This is a genomic window from Tunturibacter empetritectus (genome assembly GCF_040358985.1).
Classification (GTDB): domain Bacteria; phylum Acidobacteriota; class Terriglobia; order Terriglobales; family Acidobacteriaceae; genus Edaphobacter; species Edaphobacter empetritectus.
Genome location: NZ_CP132932.1, coordinates 3,476,241 through 3,495,099 on the forward strand (window position 1 = coordinate 3,476,241; position 18,859 = coordinate 3,495,099).

General features: G+C 53.0%; 13 protein-coding genes. 8 read left to right on the forward strand and 5 right to left on the reverse strand.

Annotated elements, in window-relative coordinates; translation table 11 throughout:
* Positions 1–534: 534 nt before the first annotated feature.
* Positions 535–3,978 carry a TonB-dependent receptor gene (locus RBB75_RS14390; RefSeq protein ID WP_353068463.1) on the forward strand — a complete coding sequence of 1,148 codons (3,444 nt, stop codon included), beginning with the start codon at positions 535–537 and terminating at the stop codon, positions 3,976–3,978.
* 120 nt (positions 3,979–4,098) lie between these two features.
* Here RBB75_RS14390 and RBB75_RS14395 read toward each other — a convergent pair whose 3' ends face one another.
* Complete coding sequence (locus RBB75_RS14395; RefSeq protein ID WP_257031042.1) at positions 4,099–4,926, reverse strand: DeoR/GlpR family DNA-binding transcription regulator; 828 nt, start codon at positions 4,924–4,926, stop codon at positions 4,099–4,101.
* A 151-nt stretch (positions 4,927–5,077) separates the two neighbouring features.
* Positions 5,078–6,271, reverse strand: a complete 1,194-nt coding sequence (locus RBB75_RS14400; RefSeq protein ID WP_353068464.1) for an acyltransferase family protein — start codon at positions 6,269–6,271, stop codon at positions 5,078–5,080.
* A 252-nt stretch (positions 6,272–6,523) separates the two neighbouring features.
* Here RBB75_RS14400 and RBB75_RS14405 point away from each other — a divergent pair, with 252 nt between their 5' ends.
* Both RBB75_RS14405 and RBB75_RS14410 read left to right on the forward strand, forming a co-directional pair.
* Entirely contained in the window at positions 6,524–7,885 is a 1,362-nt protein-coding gene (locus tag RBB75_RS14405; RefSeq protein WP_179637433.1) for a Gfo/Idh/MocA family protein, read from the forward strand.
* A 34-nt stretch (positions 7,886–7,919) separates the two neighbouring features.
* Positions 7,920–8,948, forward strand: coding sequence for an aldose epimerase (locus tag RBB75_RS14410; RefSeq protein ID WP_179637434.1), 1,029 nt, complete (start codon positions 7,920–7,922; stop codon positions 8,946–8,948).
* On the opposite strand, the gene RBB75_RS14415 is transcribed toward RBB75_RS14410, so the two are convergent.
* Complete coding sequence (locus RBB75_RS14415) at positions 8,923–10,206, reverse strand: D-tagatose-bisphosphate aldolase, class II, non-catalytic subunit (RefSeq protein WP_179637435.1); 1,284 nt, start codon at positions 10,204–10,206, stop codon at positions 8,923–8,925. The genes RBB75_RS14410 and RBB75_RS14415 overlap by 26 nt on opposite strands.
* Before the next feature lie 2 nt (positions 10,207–10,208).
* Positions 10,209–11,441: an SIS domain-containing protein gene (locus RBB75_RS14420; RefSeq protein WP_257030870.1), complete on the reverse strand. Its 1,233-nt coding sequence runs from the start codon at positions 11,439–11,441 to the stop codon at positions 10,209–10,211.
* 31 nt (positions 11,442–11,472) lie between these two features.
* Here RBB75_RS14420 and RBB75_RS14425 point away from each other — a divergent pair, with 31 nt between their 5' ends.
* Positions 11,473–12,459: a carbohydrate kinase family protein gene (locus tag RBB75_RS14425; protein ID WP_353068465.1), complete on the forward strand. Its 987-nt coding sequence runs from the start codon at positions 11,473–11,475 to the stop codon at positions 12,457–12,459.
* Positions 12,460–12,559: 100 nt separating this feature from the next.
* Here the strand turns inward: RBB75_RS14425 and RBB75_RS14430 are convergent, their stop codons facing one another.
* Entirely contained in the window at positions 12,560–13,627 is a 1,068-nt protein-coding gene (locus tag RBB75_RS14430; protein WP_179637436.1) for an amidohydrolase family protein, read from the reverse strand.
* Positions 13,628–13,876: 249 nt separating this feature from the next.
* Between RBB75_RS14430 and RBB75_RS14435 the strand changes: the two genes are divergently transcribed.
* The 4 genes from RBB75_RS14435 (at position 13,877) to RBB75_RS14450 (ending at position 18,834) form a co-directional block, all read left to right on the forward strand.
* Positions 13,877–15,589, forward strand: a complete 1,713-nt coding sequence (locus RBB75_RS14435) for an MFS transporter (protein WP_353068466.1) — start codon at positions 13,877–13,879, stop codon at positions 15,587–15,589.
* A 211-nt stretch (positions 15,590–15,800) separates the two neighbouring features.
* A complete protein-coding gene (locus tag RBB75_RS14440) occupies positions 15,801–16,478 on the forward strand; it encodes a response regulator transcription factor (RefSeq protein WP_353068467.1) in 678 nt (225 codons plus the stop codon).
* Positions 16,479–16,482: 4 nt separating this feature from the next.
* Positions 16,483–17,907 carry an ATP-binding protein gene (locus RBB75_RS14445; protein WP_353068468.1) on the forward strand — a complete coding sequence of 475 codons (1,425 nt, stop codon included), beginning with the start codon at positions 16,483–16,485 and terminating at the stop codon, positions 17,905–17,907.
* A 186-nt stretch (positions 17,908–18,093) separates the two neighbouring features.
* Positions 18,094–18,834, forward strand: coding sequence for an acid phosphatase (locus RBB75_RS14450; RefSeq protein WP_353068469.1), 741 nt, complete (start codon positions 18,094–18,096; stop codon positions 18,832–18,834).
* The last annotated feature ends 25 nt before the right edge of the window (positions 18,835–18,859 follow it).

Genomic DNA, 18,859 nt, shown 5'->3' on the forward strand with positions numbered 1-18,859 from the left:
ACATCAGTTGACGTTCTTGGGTGTAGGGTCAGACTTGTCAGGTAGGGTACCGTAGCCCTGTGTAGGTCGAAGCCGAATCTGCGTCAGGCGTGTAATTCTTCCTCGAAAATCTCATCCGGTCTCTTGGCCTGAGGTAAAAATCCGTCAGGACAAGCTATCCGGCCTGCCGTCACGCCTAAGACACCTGGCCATTCCGAACGAGCATCGGTTTTAAAAGTAGCCCTCCGAAGTCTATGTTGCCTTCAGACTGACCACGGTCACCGAAAGAAACAAAGCTCGCGAATACCAAGACGATTCCTTGTATTTTGCTCTTTGCACAAGTCCGGAAATGACGGTCGAGGCAATGATCTCGTTACTTTTAGAGTCTTCAACGATCTGTTGCGATCATGAACCTGATCAAATCCCGACTTCGCATATTGGAAGTCTTCTCGGGTTCGGGGAAACATAAATAGATTGACAATTCATTGATCTTCCCTGATTATTCACAACAATACGTAAACAAATGAAAATTCATGAAGCTGAAGGGAAGCTCATATGCAGATGCGAAGGAATGTGAAGGTATCAGGTTTCATTCTGCTTGTGATCTTTCTGGCCGCGGTCCCGCTTTTGCAGGGGCAGATCGATACTGCAACCGTAGCGGGCAGAGTCACCGATAAGACCGGAGCCACTGTTCCAATGGCAGATGTGACAGTCACAAATACTGAAACTAACTTCGTTTATCACGCCAAGAGTTCTGCAAACGGCGAGTGGACGATTAGCCCGGTTCATATTGGCACGTATCGATTGGCAATTAGCGCGACGGGATTCAGCCAGGCAGTTGCCGGCCCTTTCACCTTGAGTGTTCAACAGCGGCAGCAGTTCGATCTTGCGTTGCAAACTGGTTCGGTGAGCGCAGTTGTTGAGGTCTCGGATACTGCGCCAGTGCTTGAGACGGCCACTTCAGAGCGCAGCCAACTCATCGACAGCCGCACGATGCAAACCCTTCCACTCAATGGAAGAAATCCGGTTCAACTTGCGCAGTTGTCCGCAGGCGTGACGGTCAGCGAGCCGGGTGCCCGCGACGAACAGGGCTACGGTTTCAGCGCGAATGGTGCGCGGTCGCTGCAAAATAATTTTTTGCTGGATGGCATAGACAATAACTCGAACCTGCCAGATCTCTTGAACGAAGCAAACTATGTAGTGATGCCGTCAGTGGATGCCCTTCAAGAGTTCAGGTTTGAGACTGATTCTTATTCTGCTGAGTTCGGCCGCGCTACTGGCGCTGTTGTGAATGCTACGACCAAGAGTGGATCGAATCATATTCATGGAGTCCTTTATGAGTTCTTGCGTAACCAGGCGTTTGATGCGCGTAACTATTTCGATCAAACGTTGCCTCCTTATCATCAGAATCAGTTCGGAGCGACCATTGGTCTTCCTATCATTCACAACAAGTTGTTTTTATTCGCTGACTATGAAGGCCTGAGATTGTCGCAGGGACAGACCTACACTGCACTGGTCCCAACCGCCGCGCAGACTGCAGGAGATTTTTCGAGTCAGCTTGACCTTACTTCGGCCACGGGAGTAAATGACTGTAACGGCAATCCAACCTATAACGGAGAGCTCTTCGATACCAAAAAAACCCAGGCTTCGGCGGCGAGTCCGACTGGTTATTGCGGCGTTCCGTTTGGTTATAACGCGGATGGCACACCGTCAAACGTGATTCCCAATTCAGCTATCGATCCGTTAGGAGCCAAGTTGGCCGCTTTATACCCCGCGCCAAACGCGAACGGCTCAGGCTACAACTATGTTTCGAATCCCAAGCTGATACGAAACGCGAATCAGGGTGATGTTCGAGTCGATCAGGTAATGACGCATAGTGACAATATCTTTTACCGGTTCAGCATAAGCCGTGCACCTTCAACGATTCCAGCTACATTCCCCGGCATTGCGGACGGCGGCGGCTTCTTTACAGGGGTGGGAGATAATCGTGCCTACTCCATTGCAGTGAGTGAAACACATGTATTTTCTCCGACGCGCGTAAACGAAATCCGCATTGGCTATAACCGGCTTCATACGAACCGATTTCAGTTCAACTCTAATACCAATGTTTCAGCGGCTGTTGGCTTTCCTGGAGTCCCGTATCAGGCAGGCACGGACAATGGTGGATTGCCACAGATGTTCTTCAATGATGTGGCGACCCTTGGAAGCCCTACTTATCTTCCTTCGAATGAAATTCAGAACACCTATTCATTGTCCGACACCTTTACTCTCATTGTGCATGATCACAGCATTAAGTTTGGCGGTGAGATACGGCCGGAAGAGTTCACAATCTTCCAACCTGCAGCACCACGTGGGACCTTAACCTTTGGGACACAGTTCACAGATAATCCGGCCGCGCAGGGAACTGGTGGAAGTGGTTTTGCTACCCTGCTCACCGGACAGCCGGATGGTGGTGGGATTAACAACCTCAACAACGTCGACTACAACAGGAAGGTCTTCGGGATTTTCCTGCAGGATGATTGGCGTGCCACACCGAAGCTGACGATCAATGCGGGAATTCGCTACGACTTCTTCTCCGCCATACTCGAACGTCATAATTCGCAGGCCAACTTCAATCCGATCACAGGTCAACTCGACATCCCTCGCAGTAACAACGCGGTGCTAACCCCTACGCTTGCAGGTTTGCTTACTGTGAATAGAACGGCTTCGAACGGATTGATTCCGCCAATCTATACCAATGTTTCTCCGCGCTTCGGTCTGGCGCTTCAGTTTTGGCAAGGGTGGGTCTTGCGTGCGGGTACTGGTCTTTTCTTCAATGGGGAAGAGAGCGGGCCATACAGTAACCCAAGTCCCGGCTTTAACCCACCTTACTTCGCCTCGCAGAATTATGTTGCGCCTTGTAGTCTCGCATCGTATGCGTCCGTGCTGGACTGTTCGATTCCAGGCCTACGCACGTTGTCGGATGGCTTCCCATCTGACGCTCTTAGCGACCCGAATACACCTAATCTCTTCTCCGAAGATAAGTTGAAGACACCCTACGTAGCACAATGGCATTTGACGGTGCAACATGAGATCACTCCACACACAACCATCGAAGTGGCATACGTCGGATCCAAGGGAACGCATCTCTATACATTTGCAAACGTGAATCAGGCTGCACCTACTGCAGACTCGTCCGCTCCGTCTGCCCCACGCCGTCCTTTTCCGACGCTGGACACGTCGATTGGATGGCTGCGCTCGAATGGCTTTACCAACTATAACTCCGGCCAACTTAAACTCGAGCAGCACTTGAGTCATGGCGTAGCTGCGATCGTTAACTATACGTACAGCCACGGTCTTGGCAACTCCTCAAACGCCAATTTAGGGGCACAGAATAACGACTCCTTCCGTGACGGCAGGACTGTAGGTGAGTATGGAAATCTGGACTTCGATGTCCGGCACCGCTTTACGACTGGCTACTCGTGGGATCTTCCAATCGGGACAGGGAAAGAGTTCGCCGGATCGGCCGGACGTCCGTTGGATTACATTATTGGGCACTGGCAGCTGTCTGGTATAGCCACGCTATCTTCAGGCACCTGGTACACGGTTACCGACTCCAATGCGAACTTTGCAAACTCCGATGGGCAACAACGACCTGATTTTGTCCCCGGGCAGAAAGCCTCCGGCAAACCGTGCGCTGCTGGTACGTTTTTCAATACATGTGCCTTTCAGGATCCTGCATTCGGATCTTTTGGAAACGTATCGCTTAACACAGTCAACGGTCCAGGCGTGAAGAACTGGGATATCTCGGTGCTAAAAACAATTCCTGTCGGAGAGGCTCGCCGCTTTGAACTGCGTGGGGAGTTCTACAACGCGCTCAATCATCCGAACTTTCTCTTTGCGGCCCCAGGTCCACAGAATTCCAATAACGCTACTACCTTCGGTTCAACAAACTTTGGTGTTGTGACCGCAGCGCGAGACCCAAGGCTTATTCAGATTGGCGCGAAGTTCTACTACTAGTCTCTTTGCAATGAGAAAAGACCGCGAAAGTTGAATCGACGCGGTCTTTTTACGTAACTTAGCAAAATGGGTAGAAGAACTCTATCTGCACCAGCGCAGAGCATACCTAATCAACGTTTTTTAAACCAGAATCAGTTTGCAACCAAAAGATCGAATTCTTTCCTGAAGTTCAGGTAGCAAGCTTACATCACTGATAACCATGTCAACCTCTGAAAATGAGGCTATCAAGGACATGCTGCGCTTGCTGAACTTACTAGCATCGGCGACCACGATGATCTCACGTGCCGCACGCAGCATTGCGCGATTGGCCATTGTCTCTTCCAGATTTGTGCCGCTCACGCCGAAGTCGGGATCGCAGCCTGCGCCGCACAGGAATAGTTTGTCCGCTGAGAACTGTTCAAGCATATCTTCGGTAGCCCGACCAACGATTGAGGCTGAATCGTTACGTACAGTGCCACCCATCATGATGATCTGGGTGTTGCGTGAACCAAGAAGTTCGGCTGCGATATTCACTCCGTTTGTGATGACCTGAAGATGCGGGATATTCTTGAGATGCCGAGCGACCTCGAGCGTTGTGGTGCCTGAATCGAGGATGATCGTCTCGCCCTCTCGAACGAGCGTAGCCGCCATTGCGCCAATGCGTTGTTTCTCTTTTGACTGGCTCTTGATGCGTTCGTGTACAGGAGACTCGCGAAATACAGTGTCTTGGATGACCGCGCCGCCGTGTGAACGCTGCACAAGGCCTCGTTGATCTAATTCATTGAGATCGCTGCGGATGGTGACCGCCGAGGTATTGAAGCGGCGCACGAGTTCGTTTACTTTTGCCCGGCCCTCAGACCTCAGGATCTGGAGAATCTGCATTCGGCGCTCCTCTGCCATCATTCCTTCCTGCAAAGGCTCCTCTACGCGCGACTCGCCTGTATGGTTTTCAGCTACTTCTCTCTTCATTTCACCCACTCCGCTCTCCTGAAAGATGCCGCGCTGCTCTCAGTGCAAAGTCTACGCGAGATCGAAGCCGGAATAATAAGTACAGCATATCGGAGACAACCCGGGCCACGGCAGGTCATTTTCTTCAAAAGAGCTTGAGCATCCCTCGTGATCAGATGCGAAGAAATATTTTATTCCGGAACATCCAGTGAAGTATAAGCCAGTAAACTGCGAGCGTAAGGAGCCCAAGTGTGACGGGCTCGAGAGCAGTGCCGAAGATATTGAGCGTCGCCATGCGCAAATTGATGCGGAAGCTGCTCTCAACGAAATCCTCGAAAAGATGAGCCATTAGATAAGCTGCGATTGAATTCATGCCAATTACGACAAGAGGAAATGCAAGACGCGTATGTTTCTTGACGTCCACGATCCATGAAAACGCGGCAAGAAAAAGGAAGCACATTCCGCCACTAAAAAGTGTCCATGCAGGCGTCCAAATTCTTTTGACAATGGGGCAAATTCCTGTGAAGTGCAGCAGGAGGCCCGCAGCTATCAGGATGACAGCTGCGGTCAAAAACTTGCGCAATGGGACATTCGGTTTGTCCGCAATCAGCCAACGGCCCGCGGCCAAGCCGAGCAACATAGTGCCGAGCGTAGGAATAAAACTGAGAGTGAGATATCCGCCGTCATTGAAGAGGAACCGACTTGGCCGCGGAAACAGATTCAGGAACCATAGATCAAAGGCCTGACCAAGGTTGCTGTTCTTGTTCCAATGTGAAGCGAATCCGTGCAAGAGATGCTGATGCCAGTCGTCAGGCACTCCGACAGAAGCATAAGGGAAGGCCGGTCCAGGGGCCGGATAGAGAGCCCATGCCAACCAGTAGCCAAACAGGATCACTCCAAAGGCGGTCCACTGCCAGCGAGGTCGGACAAAAGTAAGGAGAAATGCAAAGGTGTATCCAAGACCGATCTGGGTCAGAGTGTCTTCAAAGGTGAAGTTCGTCATTTCGCTGTGGATGGACCTCAGAAAGATCCCGAGCGCTACCAAAAGAAAGCTTCGCCAAATCGTATGGCCGACCATCCGCTGAAATGTTTCACCTTTTCGGTGGCGGCTTCTCAAAGAATAGGGAAGCGCGACGCCGACAAGGAAGGTAAAAGATGGTTGAATCATGTCGTGAAGCCCCATCCCTACCCATTGGACATGCGTCTGATTGAAGGAAAGGATGCGCCATAGGGTGCTGTTTGGGAAGGAGTGGGCAACTGTCTCAAATTGCATTACTTCGCCCATCATCAAAAGCATGACAAGACCGCGATAGGCATCGACGGCAACGTTACGCTGCGGCGGTATTATGTCGACAGATGCACCCATAAGCGGGATCTCCCGGAGTCATTTTCTAATGCGACAGACGCCAAGAGGTTTACTGGTGTGTCGCGGTGTGCCGATTCTAGCACGAATAGGCTTCATTATCTTTCATATATCTTCACTGCGGCGACATATTATGGCTTTGACACTCAATGTCTAATTCAAATACTCTGATGTGAAAGATTAAACATTTCGATTGCTTGCGAATTGATTTAACTCAGGCAATGCTCTGCGATCTGAAATCCAAGGAGAATTCACATGAGTTTCGACGAAAAGGTTACCGGATTGGGATCGTGGACTAGACGCCGATTTGTGCAGATAAGCGCAGCCAGTGCCGTAAGTGCAAGCCTTGGAAGCCTGGCACAGGCAGAAGCGGGCGGATCGGCCAGCATGATCGACGTTCCTTTTGAAAAGCGTAATCCAAGGATCGCTATGATCGGCACAGGCGGACGCGGAACGAATCTCCTTGAAAATCTGCTGGCCGCGGATGCTCAAGTAGTAGCGCTGTGTGACGTGGTAAAAGAGAAGGCCGAACACGCCGCTTCGTTGGTTGTGGGATCAGGTCAAAAGAGCCCCGAGTTATATACCGATGGCCCGCACGCTTTCGAAAAGATGTTAGGCAGACAGGACGTGGATCTGGTTGTGGTGGCAACCCCGTGGAATTGGCACGCAGAGATGGCTGTCTCTGCCATGAAACACGGCAAGGATGTTGCTGTGGAAGTGCCCGCCGTCACGACGATCGAGGACTGTTGGAAGATCGTTAAAACATCAGAAGAGACCCGCAAACACTGCACGATGCTTGAGAACTGCTGCTATGGCTACAACGAGACGCTGATTCTTCGCATGGTGCATGCGGGTAAATTTGGTGATCTGCTTTATGGTGAAGGCGCCTATCTTCACGATCTTCGAGAAGAGTTGTTTTCTAACGCTGGCGAGGGGCTTTGGAGACGGACAGAGCATACCAAACGTGACGGTAACTTATATCCGACCCATGGCCTCGGGCCCGTGGCGAATTACATGGGAGTTCAGCGTGGCGACCGTTTTGGCTATATCGTTTCGATGAGCACTCCTCAGCGCGGCTTGGATGCATACCGTAAAGAGCACCTGCAGGCGAGCGATCCTCGAATGACAGAAAAATACATCACAGGCGATATGAACACGTCATTGATCAAGACAGCTAATGGTCTGACGATTACGGTAAAGCACACGGTTTCTACTCCGCATCCGTACGACCGCATTAATCTCATAGCTGGAACGAAGGGGATCTTCGAAGACTATCCTCCACGTATCTATCTCGACGGTCAGAACAAAGACGAATCGTGGGAACCAATCGACTCGTGGAAGGAGTATGAGCACCCACTCTGGAAGAAAGAAGGAGAGATCGCCAAAAAAATTGGAGGTCACGGAGGCATGGATTACATCATGCTTTATCGCCTGCTCCAGTGTGTCCGCGAGGGTCTGCCGCCTGATATGGATGTTTACGATGCCGCTGCATGGTCCTCGGTAACTCCGCTTAGTATTGCTTCTGTGAGTCGCGGTAGTGCACCGATGGAATTTCCCGACTTCACGCGAGGCAAGTGGCGGGAGCGAAAGGTCTCGGCAATCGCGACGCAGGTCTAGTAACGCGGTCGAACTAGAATTGGTGCGACACAGCATGAACACAGACAACGATCGGATTGTTTTGGAGAACGGTCCGATAAAAGTAGTTCTGCTGCCGGGCAGCGGCGGCAGAATCGAGTCGCTGCAAGGCGCGGGGTTTGAATTCCTGCTCCAGTCGGTGGATTCCGGTCCACGCAACCCTTATGAGCGGATGACTCCAGGCATAAGTTTTCAGGATGGGGCCTGTTCAGGGATCGACGAGTGTCTTCCGACAGTTGCGAGATCGGGAATTGGCATACCAGACCTTGAAGTACCCGATCATGGAGACTTCTGGGCAATTCCGTGGACACTCCAGGAGCCAGCCACTGCACACTCTGTCACTATCACAGCTGATGGGACCAGCCGACCGCTGCGTTTTACGAAGCGGCTTGAGGTTTATCCAACGTCTCTGCGGATTGATTATGTAGTTCAGAATTTAGGCTCACAGCCTGTCGAGTATCTCTATGCGTGTCACCCTTTGCTTTCGATTGACGTAGGGGACCGCATCGTCTTACCGAAGAGTGTTTCGTCCTTACGGGTAGAGTCTTCCGCCCGCAATCGCTTGGGCAATCAAGGTGATTCGATCTCTTGGCCAATCACACACGATGCATCGGGCCCCATCGATTTAAGTGTGACGCTGCCTTCCATCGCTAATACTGCCGACATGCTCTATACGGGGCCACTGGCGTACGGACGTTGTGGCCTCTTTCGCTCTGCAGTTGGTCGAGGCGTTGTGCTTCATTTCGATCATGCACAACTGCCTTATCTGGGTCTGTGGCTCTGCTACGGTGGATGGCCAGATGATTCCGAGAGACGCCAGTTTGCAATCGCACTCGAGCCTACCGTCGCCGCACGGGGCTCTCTTGAGAACGCGATCCGCGATAAGGTGGCACCCGTGCTTGAGGCCAATCAAACTCGTTCCTGGACTATTGAATTTCTAATTGCCGGACTCACTGAAGTGATCAGCGAAGAAACCTTCGTTCGTGGTATCGAAAGTGGAGTTGCCTCTCCAGTTAGGCTCAGCGACCTGGTGAGCAAGACTTAGCATAGACGCGCAGGACATCCTTGACCTTGTCTACGATCAGCGATGTTGGATCGTAGGGTATCTGCCCAAGCCGTAGACGCGCATATTGAGCGGGCATGAAAAGACTGAGAACGCTCTCAGGAATCTTCGTTGTTTCGAGATTGCGAATGAGCCGGCTTACAGAAGCTACAACCTCAGGATTGTGCCAATAGTACCGAACCCGGTCACTGTAGCTAAAGCGCCGAAGAAGTTGTTGCTGGCTAGGACTTCCTTCGTAGTAAGGGCGCCATTCTTGAGGGTTGGCGATCATAGTTTGCTCGAGAGTCTGCAATAACTTTGACTGCTCTTCAGGTGCAATCAACAGCTCCTCGATCGCAGCAAATGCGTCCATTGCTTCGCGTAAAGCAAAAGTCATTGCAGGGCCGACTTTTAGAATGGCGAATCCGTCATGTACTAACTCACCGTAAGCATGTGGGAGCTGATAGTCGGTTGAGTGTGCTTCAAAGACGATGTCGCTGTTCTCTTGTTGTCGCCATTCAACAAGCGCTTTTGCCTTCGAGCGTTGATAGTGAACTACGCTGTCATGATCGAACTCCACACCCGGTTGCACGACCATCGCGATCACACGCTTCCACGCGTCTCCCAGACCATGCTTCATGAAAACCTGTCGATGAATTGATAAAGTGCGTGACGCTGACTTAGGCGGAGTTATCGAGAGATTATTGAGCGAATGTGTAGCCCCGCCAGGTGTAGGAACTTCAGTTCCGATGACATAGACCGGCTTGGTTATTTCATCAGCATACGCTGCCTCTGCTTCGGTGCAGAGCGCTGCACTTCGATGCGCAACTTCTTCATCACTGAGTATGGCGGGATCATCTAGACACGACATGCTCGCGTCTAGATGTATTTTGCTAAAAGAGGCCTTGGCATAGGCGGACACCATGGTTTTTGCGTACTGCATCGCTTCAGATGCTGGCAGATGTCGCCACGGATTCGGCCCGAGGTGATCTCCACCGAGGACAAGTCTCTGTGGCTCAAGATGCGCGGCAGTTGCAATCGTTTCGGCAAAGCGACGGAAATCGGAAGGCTGCATTCCGGTGTATCCGCCCATCTGATTAACCTGATTGCTCGTCGCTTCTATTAGCAAAAGACTTCGATCTGCTACGGCCTGTTCCGCAGCGGCACGCAAGACAAGCGGATGTGCCGAACATACTGAGTAAATCCCCGATCGAGTTCCATCTTCCCGCAATCTGAGGTGATTCTGGAGAATAGAAGACATCTTTAGCGGTAGATCGTGAAGTCGCTCACGACGCGGTTGATCACACCTGCCGGGCTTGGTGCGTCTGGTCTCAGACCAAAAGCGATGGAATAATAAAGGCCGAGAAGTTGTCCGAAGATGACATCTACAGGCGGCCGATAGGCGTCAGGGAACAGTCCATCGATAGCGTGATATGTATCGCAAAGAGGAGCAATTTCCCGTTCGGACGATCTCAAACCTACAACGACACACGTTGCGGTGATGTTCTTCGCTTTTATCTCACGGAGCAGGTCAGCTTCGTAACGGAAACGAGTTCGCTCCGACGACAGAAAACAAATCAGATCGGTATCACGATCAAGGGCAGCCATTGGGCCGTGACGAAGCCCCAGTGAAGTCTGTGGCATGGTCTTGACCTGGCCGCCAGACATTTCCAGTACCTTGAGCGAGGCTTCTCGGGCGACAGCCGCCAGCGATCCCGAACCAATCATGCAGATACGCTGTGTGTGGCGGCGGGCCATCTTTTGCGCAAGCTCAGCAGAATCGCTCAGGAACTTGTTTGCCGCATCGATCATGCCGTCGAGAATAGGCTTGTACTCCGCAAAGCTCCAGGCATGCGCCAGGCAGTGCCCCAAAACCACCATGTTGGTGAAGGAGCTGGTCATGGCCAGGCTGCGGTCGTTGACGGCATCGTCAAGCACCGCAGTACAGACATGGGCATGATTTGCAGCAAGTCCTGCCATCCGGGAGTTAGGATTGCAGGTGACTACCAGGTGCGAGATCTCGGGATAGATCTCCAGAGCCTGCTCGAGAACATTGACCCCCTCGGGAGAGTCGCCAGAGCGTGAAAATGAGATCCAAAGATAGCGGCGTCCGGGGATGACATACTCCGACATACCAGGCAGCAAATCTGTGCTCGCAACCGCCGTTGCTTCACAACCCCAGCGCTGCCTGAGCAGGAGTGCAAGAGATTCTCCGATGAAGTCAGAGGTGCCCGCGCCAATAAGCATTACGATCGGGCGCTTCTCGAGGGGACCGGTTACTCCCGTCTTCTCGAGGAAAGTCCGAAACCGCTCCTGCTGTGCCTCGAAGAACAGCGCTGTCTTGCGCCAGGTCTCAGGCTGCTGCGCGATCTCGCGCGGCGTAAAAATCAGCCCTCGCGACTCCTGTTCGGAGGTCGGCAGATCAAGCAAAGTTGTTAGGGCACCCACGGGATCAGTCCTCCAGATAAAACTAAAATAGAAAAACAAAAGAAACAAAACACAAGGAATAGTAACATAAAAACTAATTATGAAAGCAGTAAATAAGGTTGAGATGATTGTTGACGGATCGATTTCGCAAGCGCGCTTCGATGTGACCATTGCAGGTGAGATCAACCTGGATCTTATTCTCTATGGGTTAGCTAAGGAAATGCCGGTTGAGAGAGAGCTATTGGCCTCGGACTTCCGCTTAACCCTTGGAAGTTCGTCTGCCATTGTCGCCCACAATCTCGCTTCACTTGGGGTAAAAGTTGGATTTGTGACACGCGTTGGCCCCGATGATCTTGGGAAGCTGGCGCTTGCCAGGCTGGCCGAAAGTGGAGTCGATCTGTCGCAGGTTCAATCCGGATCTTCCGGTACCGGAGTGACCGTTCTTCTGCCTCATGGGAAAGAGCGTCATATCTTGACGTACCTGGGGACCATCGCGGAGATGACCGTAGAGGACCTTCCGATGGAATACCTACTTTCGTCCCGCCATTTTCACCTGTCCTCGTTGTATCTCCAGCGTGGCTTGCAACCCGGTCTCGCCGACTTGCTTCGCAAATTGAAGTCAGCTGGTTTAACCATCTCTCTAGATACAAATGACGATCCGGAGGATAAGTGGGCAGGTGTGCTCGATGAGATCCTTGATCTTGTTGATATTTTTCTTCCCAGTCAAGATGAGCTGATCCGTATTGCTGGAGTCTCCACCGTTGAAGAGGCATTGGAGATCGTTGGCCGTCGGGTTCGCGTGGTTGTCGTTAAGTGCGGCTCTAAAGGAGCTCTTGCGCAGGATGGAGTCATCCGGCAGCACATCCCGGGGCTTACTGTAACTCCCGTCGATACAATAGGAGCAGGGGACAGCTTTAATGCGGGCTTCCTAAGCGCTTATCTCCGCGGCGCATCGGTAAATGAAGCGGCACATATGGGTAATGTAACGGGCGCACTCTCTACACTTGCACCGGGCGGTACAGAGGCTTTCCGAGACAAAAATCTTAGAGAGCGATTTCTCTCCCAAAACAGCGGTGGAAATTTCTAAAAACATACTCAAAGCTTTTTGCCAGTATTCATTAGAGTTTTGAATTGAAATGTCTTTGTAGCATTGCCGGACCAATCTGCGACACTGGAAGCGGCTTCGACTATTGAAGCCGCGGCAGTAGTCGAAGAGCATTCTCTCGATAGACCTTCAACAAAACCTCCTCCGGTAGAAACAAGCCGTAGATGTTCCAGCGTCCTTGTCTGGAGGCATGCGAGGGATACTCAAAATACTCATCCGCTGTCTCAAGGAAACGAAAATAGAGGCGATACATTTCAGGCTCAGGCAGCAGATCTGTGCCGAACAGAATACGGTCTGCATATTTTAGGAAGAATGCGCGCGCGCTATAAGGCTGTCTTCCAAGCTCGGGAGTGCGGGCGCTGATATCGATCTGTAGATTGGGAAGAGCATCCAATTGCTCAGCTAGATACTCCAGATCTTCCCCGCTTTCCGCGCAATGCGCACCAACAAAAGTAGTAGAAGGATGCCGCGCGATGACGCGGTTACGCTGTTCAAGCAGATCACGTTTCGTGACCGGCAGTTGATGAAACCCCCAGTCAGGATGTGCAGCTAACTCTTCGTATCGTTCATTTTCGGCGTCGATCGGCTCGAAGAATGCAGTGGGATCAGAGGTGTGAAACATCACAGGGAGACCGAGCTTCCCGCACGCGTCAAAGATGGGAGAAAACCGTTCATCATCAATGCGCAATAGAATACCGTCACTGTCGCGCAATGTTAGTCCGAGGTCTTTCCAAAACTTGATTCCGCATGCGCCGTGATCGATCATCCGATGCAGCCTGTCCAGGGTTACCTGAGTAAAATCGTTGCGTTCTACACCGCTCCAATCCATCCATCCAATCGTCGAGAAGCGCGTTGGAGCAGCGGCATGATATCGGTCCATCATATCCAATGCTCTTTGACCAACCTGCATGGTGATGTTGACTACATGCTCTACACCACATTGATCCATGATGGAGAGAACGTCATGAGGGTTCATGGAGTCGAGATGATTGTGATAGTCGATCACCGGAAATCGAGCGCGTTCCACCCTATGCACCTTGCTGTTCAAAGTGGAACGTGGATGAAAATCGCTCAAACGCAGATCCACCTCTGCGGTAGCGCTTACCATGCTAACGAACTTGTCCGAGGTGCCTTCAGAACCTTTCACCATAGCCTCAATCGATTTGTATCTTTTTATTACGTTTTGTTTCGATTACACTACAACTCCAGTTGGTTCTCGTCAAGATGTTCAACGAGCCATTTCTGCCCAGAGGCACTCCTGCTGTCGTTTCAAAAAGGAATGTGAGTCTAACAAAGCTCTCTAGCGAAGAGTCCGTTATGGTGGTTCTTTGGAAGAGAGTTCTACTCAAGTCGTTACCTCAAGCCTTTCGATTCTGTCCAAATTCTCTCAAGGGAATCCATGAACCCAGCTTCTTCAGTAAAAACTAGCCCCATTTTTTACAATAGATTTCTCCTGTGTATCGCCGGGTTGGGCGGCCTGCTCTACGGAATCGATATAGGTATCATCTCCGCAGCTTTGCTCTATCTGGGCAAGACTGTTGATCTGACAGTCCGTCAGACATCGGCAATCGTCGCGGCCGTGCTCGGTGGCAGCATGCTCTCGTCGCTGATCGCCGGATTCTTCGCCGAATGGTTTGGCCGTAAGAAGATGGTTATCCTGAGCGGTCTGTTATTCGTATCGAGTGTCAGTCTCATCGTGCTCTCACATGGTTTTGTTTCTCTTCTTCTTGGGCGACTGCTGCAAGGTTTTAGCGGTGGAGTGATTGCTGTCGTGGTTCCGCTTTATCTAGCTGAATGTTTGAGCGCAAACACCAGGGGCAGGGGATCAGCGGTCTTTCAATTCATGCTCACCTTTGGCATTCTCGCTGCAGCTTTCATCGGCTGGTTTTATATCCATCAGGCTGAGGCGGCGATTCATGTAGCCGCAAATGATCCCGCGCTGGTCCGGGCGGCTGAAGACCATGCGTGGCGCGGGATGTTTCTGTCGGTCATCTACCCTGGCGTTATCTTCTTTGCCGGTGCATTCTTCCTGAGCGAAACCCCGCGTTGGCTCTTCCGTCAGGGCCGCATAGAAGAGGCGAATATCGCGCTACGGCGTGCCTCATCGGAAGCGGAATCCCAACGGGAGATGCGTGAGATGGAAGAGCTTGCGCTTGAAAACACGCAGGCTGCTACGCACACAGGGTCACTCTTGCAACGTAAATATGTCGTTCCATTCGTTCTGGCGTGTGTCATCCTGGCTTGTAATCAGGCGACGGGCATCAACTCGGTTCTCAGTTATCTGATCGTTATCCTGAAGCAGGCTGGCATGTCTGCGAATCATGCCGCGCAAGGGGATCTGGCAGTCAAGCTTCTCAACTGTGTCATGACCATTGTTGCCATTGCGCTAATCGACAGGAAGGGCAGAAAGTTTTTGCTCACTCTAGGGACAGGTGGTATTGTCCTCGCGCTATTGGCAATAGCCTTCTTCTTCTACGGATTCGAATCTCATCGCCAGGACATCACCGCCGAGGTGCAAAGGGAGGTTCGTGAAAACAGTCTGAAATTGCCTTCGAGTGATATTAAAACCTGGTCGCCTCAAGAATCGGGCGCAACGGCTCTGACGGTTCTTTATTCCTACGGCACCGGCGACAGGATGGCAACCCTGGTCAGCACTTACGCCGAAACTCTGTCGTTAGTTCCTGACCCCCGATTTCCCACGCAACAGTTGAATATCAAACGCGCCTTCTTGAGCCATGTTCCTGCAGAGCGTACCGGTTGGTTCATCACCTTCGGGCTCGCACTGTTTATTGCCTGCTTTTCCATCGGCCCGGGTGTGGTTGTCTGGCTTACCTTATCTGAGCTAATGCCGACTCGCATCCGCTCTGCGGGAATGGGCATCGCGTTGCTCCTCAATCAAGGAGTGTCCACTCTCATCGCTGGCGTGTTCCTTCCTTTGGTTTCGACGTATGGCTACTACCTGATGTTTCTGGTTTGGGCGGGCTGCACAGTCGTTTATTTCATTACCGCGGCATTTTTTCTTCCCGAAACCAAGGGAAAGACTCTCGAAGAGATCGAACGTCAGTTCGACCCGGTTCATTCACTGCTCCCATGCAGCACATCGGATAACTGATTCTTAACCATCTAAGCAGCTTTTTCTCGAAAGACGTCGTCTCCGGTATCCAGGGTTTTGTTTTGGGTCGGGATGAAGATAAAACGATCACGCTTCGAGGGCGTAGTCCCTAATAGTTCAGGCATCGTCCGCGAGTCCCGATGAATCTGGTTATGTAATCATCTGTTCACATTCTAGTACCACCACCAGTTGTAGCCTAAGTGCTGCACTCATGAATGTACTAGTCATCGAAGATGACAAGCGGATTGCGGCCCTTGTCGAACGTGCCCTGACGGAAGACGGTCACAGAGTCACTCTCACCCACGATGGTCAGGAGGGCGCCGACCGACTAATCGCAGGAAACTTCGATGCTGCACTTTTAGACATCCTGCTTCCCGGCATCGACGGATTCCAGGTTCTGCACCGAGTCCGCATGAAGCACTGCAAGACCCCCGTATTGGTCCTCACTGCAGTCGATGCCGTTCCCAAGATCCTGCACGCGTTCGATCTCGGTGCCGACGACTACCTCGTCAAGCCCTTCATCCTCGAAATCCTGCTGGCACGAGTCACCGCGATCGCACGAAGAGTCGCCAGGCCCGAACCGGTCATCGTCAGCGTCGGCGACGTCACACTCAACCCAAGCCGCCGCCTCGCAACCCGCCACGGAAAAGACATTCCCCTCACGCGCAAACAGTTCGAGCTCCTGAATCTTTTGATGGAGCGCCGCGGCCTCATCACCTCCCGCGAGCAGCTCATCGAAGCCGGTTGGGGACGCGCCTCCGAGGTCAAAGAGAATACCCTCGACGTCTACATCCACGGACTCAGAGCCAAGCTTGAGAGCCCGCTCGATCATGGCGAGCCTCTCATCCGAACCGTCCACGGCACCGGCTACATGTTTGAGGCGACCTGACCGCATGCACGCTCTCTCTGTCCGTGCGAAGTTGATGTTCCTTTACTTCCTGGTCACCTTTACCGGCCTTCTCTTGTTCGGGCTTATGAGCTTCGGCGTGCTGCAGTACACGCTGCTGCAAGCGAAGAAGACCCACCTGCAGGGCAGGGAAGACCGCCTCCTCAGCCTCCTCAGCGAAAACAACGCAAGAAAAGATCCCGTCAGCCTCGAAGAAGAACTCCGCAACTATGCGCTCGTCACCCACGAAGGAAATCTATTCGCGATCCATAACCTGGACGGCACCCCTCTCTTTCCCTCGAAGAGCATTGCTCCCGACTGGCCCTTGCCCAAAGGCGAAGACTGCGCCCACCCGGTCTTTCGCTCTGCCATCCTCGACCCCCAACCAGCCATGATGATGTGCCACATCATCCTGCTCGACGGCCACCCCGTGCGTCTTCACATCGGTGGATCGCTCGAGGAAGAGGTCGACATCCTCAAAAAATATCGCAACGCCCTGTTGCTGTTGATGCCCGGCCTGCTCATCCTGTCCTCTCTCTGCGGCTACCTCCTCAGCGGCCACGCCCTCAAACCCGTCGACCGCATGACCCGCGCCGCGTTAGGCATCGGCATCGGCAATCTCTCCGAGCGGCTTCCAGTTCCGAAGGCCAAGGACGAAATCCAACAGCTTGCCATCGCCTGGAACCAGCTCCTCGCCAGACTGGACGCCGCCGTCTCCCGCCTCAGCCAGTTCTCCGCGGACGCCTCCCATGATCTCAGAACCTCCATCACCGTCATCCTCGCCACGGCACAGCTCTCGCTTCATCGCCGCCGCTCCGAGGACGAGTACCGCGAAGATCTCGACAAGATCGTCACAGAGTGCCGCACCGCCTCCACCCTTCTCGACGCACTTCTCGCCCTCGCCCAGAGCGACAACTTCATCCACGAGGTCGCCTTCAAGGAGATCGATCTTTGCGAACTCCTGGTCAGCGGCTGCCGGCGCGTCGAAGACCTCGCCGAGTCCAGCGACATCATGCTCGACTGGTACCTTCCCCCCGAACCGGCCTTCATCCAGGGCGACGAGCTCCTGCTCCAGCGCTTACTCGGCATCCTCCTCGACAACGCCATCCGCTACACCCCGGCCCACGGCCAGATCCGCGCCGAGGTCCTCCTCCTCGACAACGCCGCCATCGTAACCGTGCGCGACACAGGCGTCGGCATGTCCGAGGATGTGCGCCAACACGTCTTCGACCGCTTCTATCAGGCAGATCTCCGCGAGAGAAAATCCAAAGCAGGCAGTGGCCTCGGCCTCTCCATCGGCCGATGGATCGCAGACGCCCACGGCGCCGATCTCACCGTCGAGAGCACCCCGGGAAGAGGCTCTGCCTTTCAGATCCGCTTCCCCATCATGTCTGAAATTAACCCTGCAACCACCGTTCACGCATCGCGTTGAACCACCCAAACTACGAACTTAAAGTTTGCTGAAATTAGCCTTAAAGAAACCTTAATATCAACAAAAAAATGGAAATGCGGGCCATTTAGGCCTCATATTCACGCTGTAGTAACAGGCCAGAAGCCTTAAGTTCACAAACCGACCCTAAGCTCGGTTTCCATTATGCGACATAAATCTTCTGCAGGGATGCTCCTGCTCCTTCTGACGCCTTCGCTCATCGGCGCTCAGAAGCAGCAGTCCGATCCTATCCCACAGCAATCGAGCAAAGCTCCCCACGCCGCCTACTTCGCCACCCCATCCACGCTCGACGTAGCTCTGCTCCTTGCTCCGCCTCCAGCACCCGATTCCACCACAACTCAAACCGAGCTAGCCCTCATCCACCGCGTCGAACAGACCCGCACCGCCCAGCAGATCGCAGCCGCTCGCGCAGACGATCAGGAGCAGGACATCTTCATCTTCAAAGACTCCCTCGGCCAGGACTTCACCGCCGAAAAGCTGCCTCTCACCGCCGCTCTCTCCCGCCACATTCACAACGACGAAGGCGTCGTCACCAAACCGCTCAAGAACACCTTCGCCCGGCCCCGCCCCTTCCAATCCGACAGCACGCTCAAACCCGTCTGCGCCCTCAGCAAGGAGCCGAACTCCTACCCCAGCGGCCACACCATCTCCGGATACCTCATGGCCTTCACCCTCATGCAGATCGTCCCGGAGAAGCAGGCGCAGATCATGAAGCGCGCCGAGGACTACGCCCACAACCGCATCGTCTGCGGCGTTCACTACCCCAGCGACCTCGACGCCGGACGCGACATCGCCTATCTCATGTTCGGATACATGCTCGCCGACCCGCAGTTTCAGAAAGAGCTTGCAGCCGCACGCGAAGAGACGCGCTCCCGCCTCGGGCTTCCCACCGCCGTCTCGCCCTCTTGAACAAATTGCAACAGCAAAACGACAA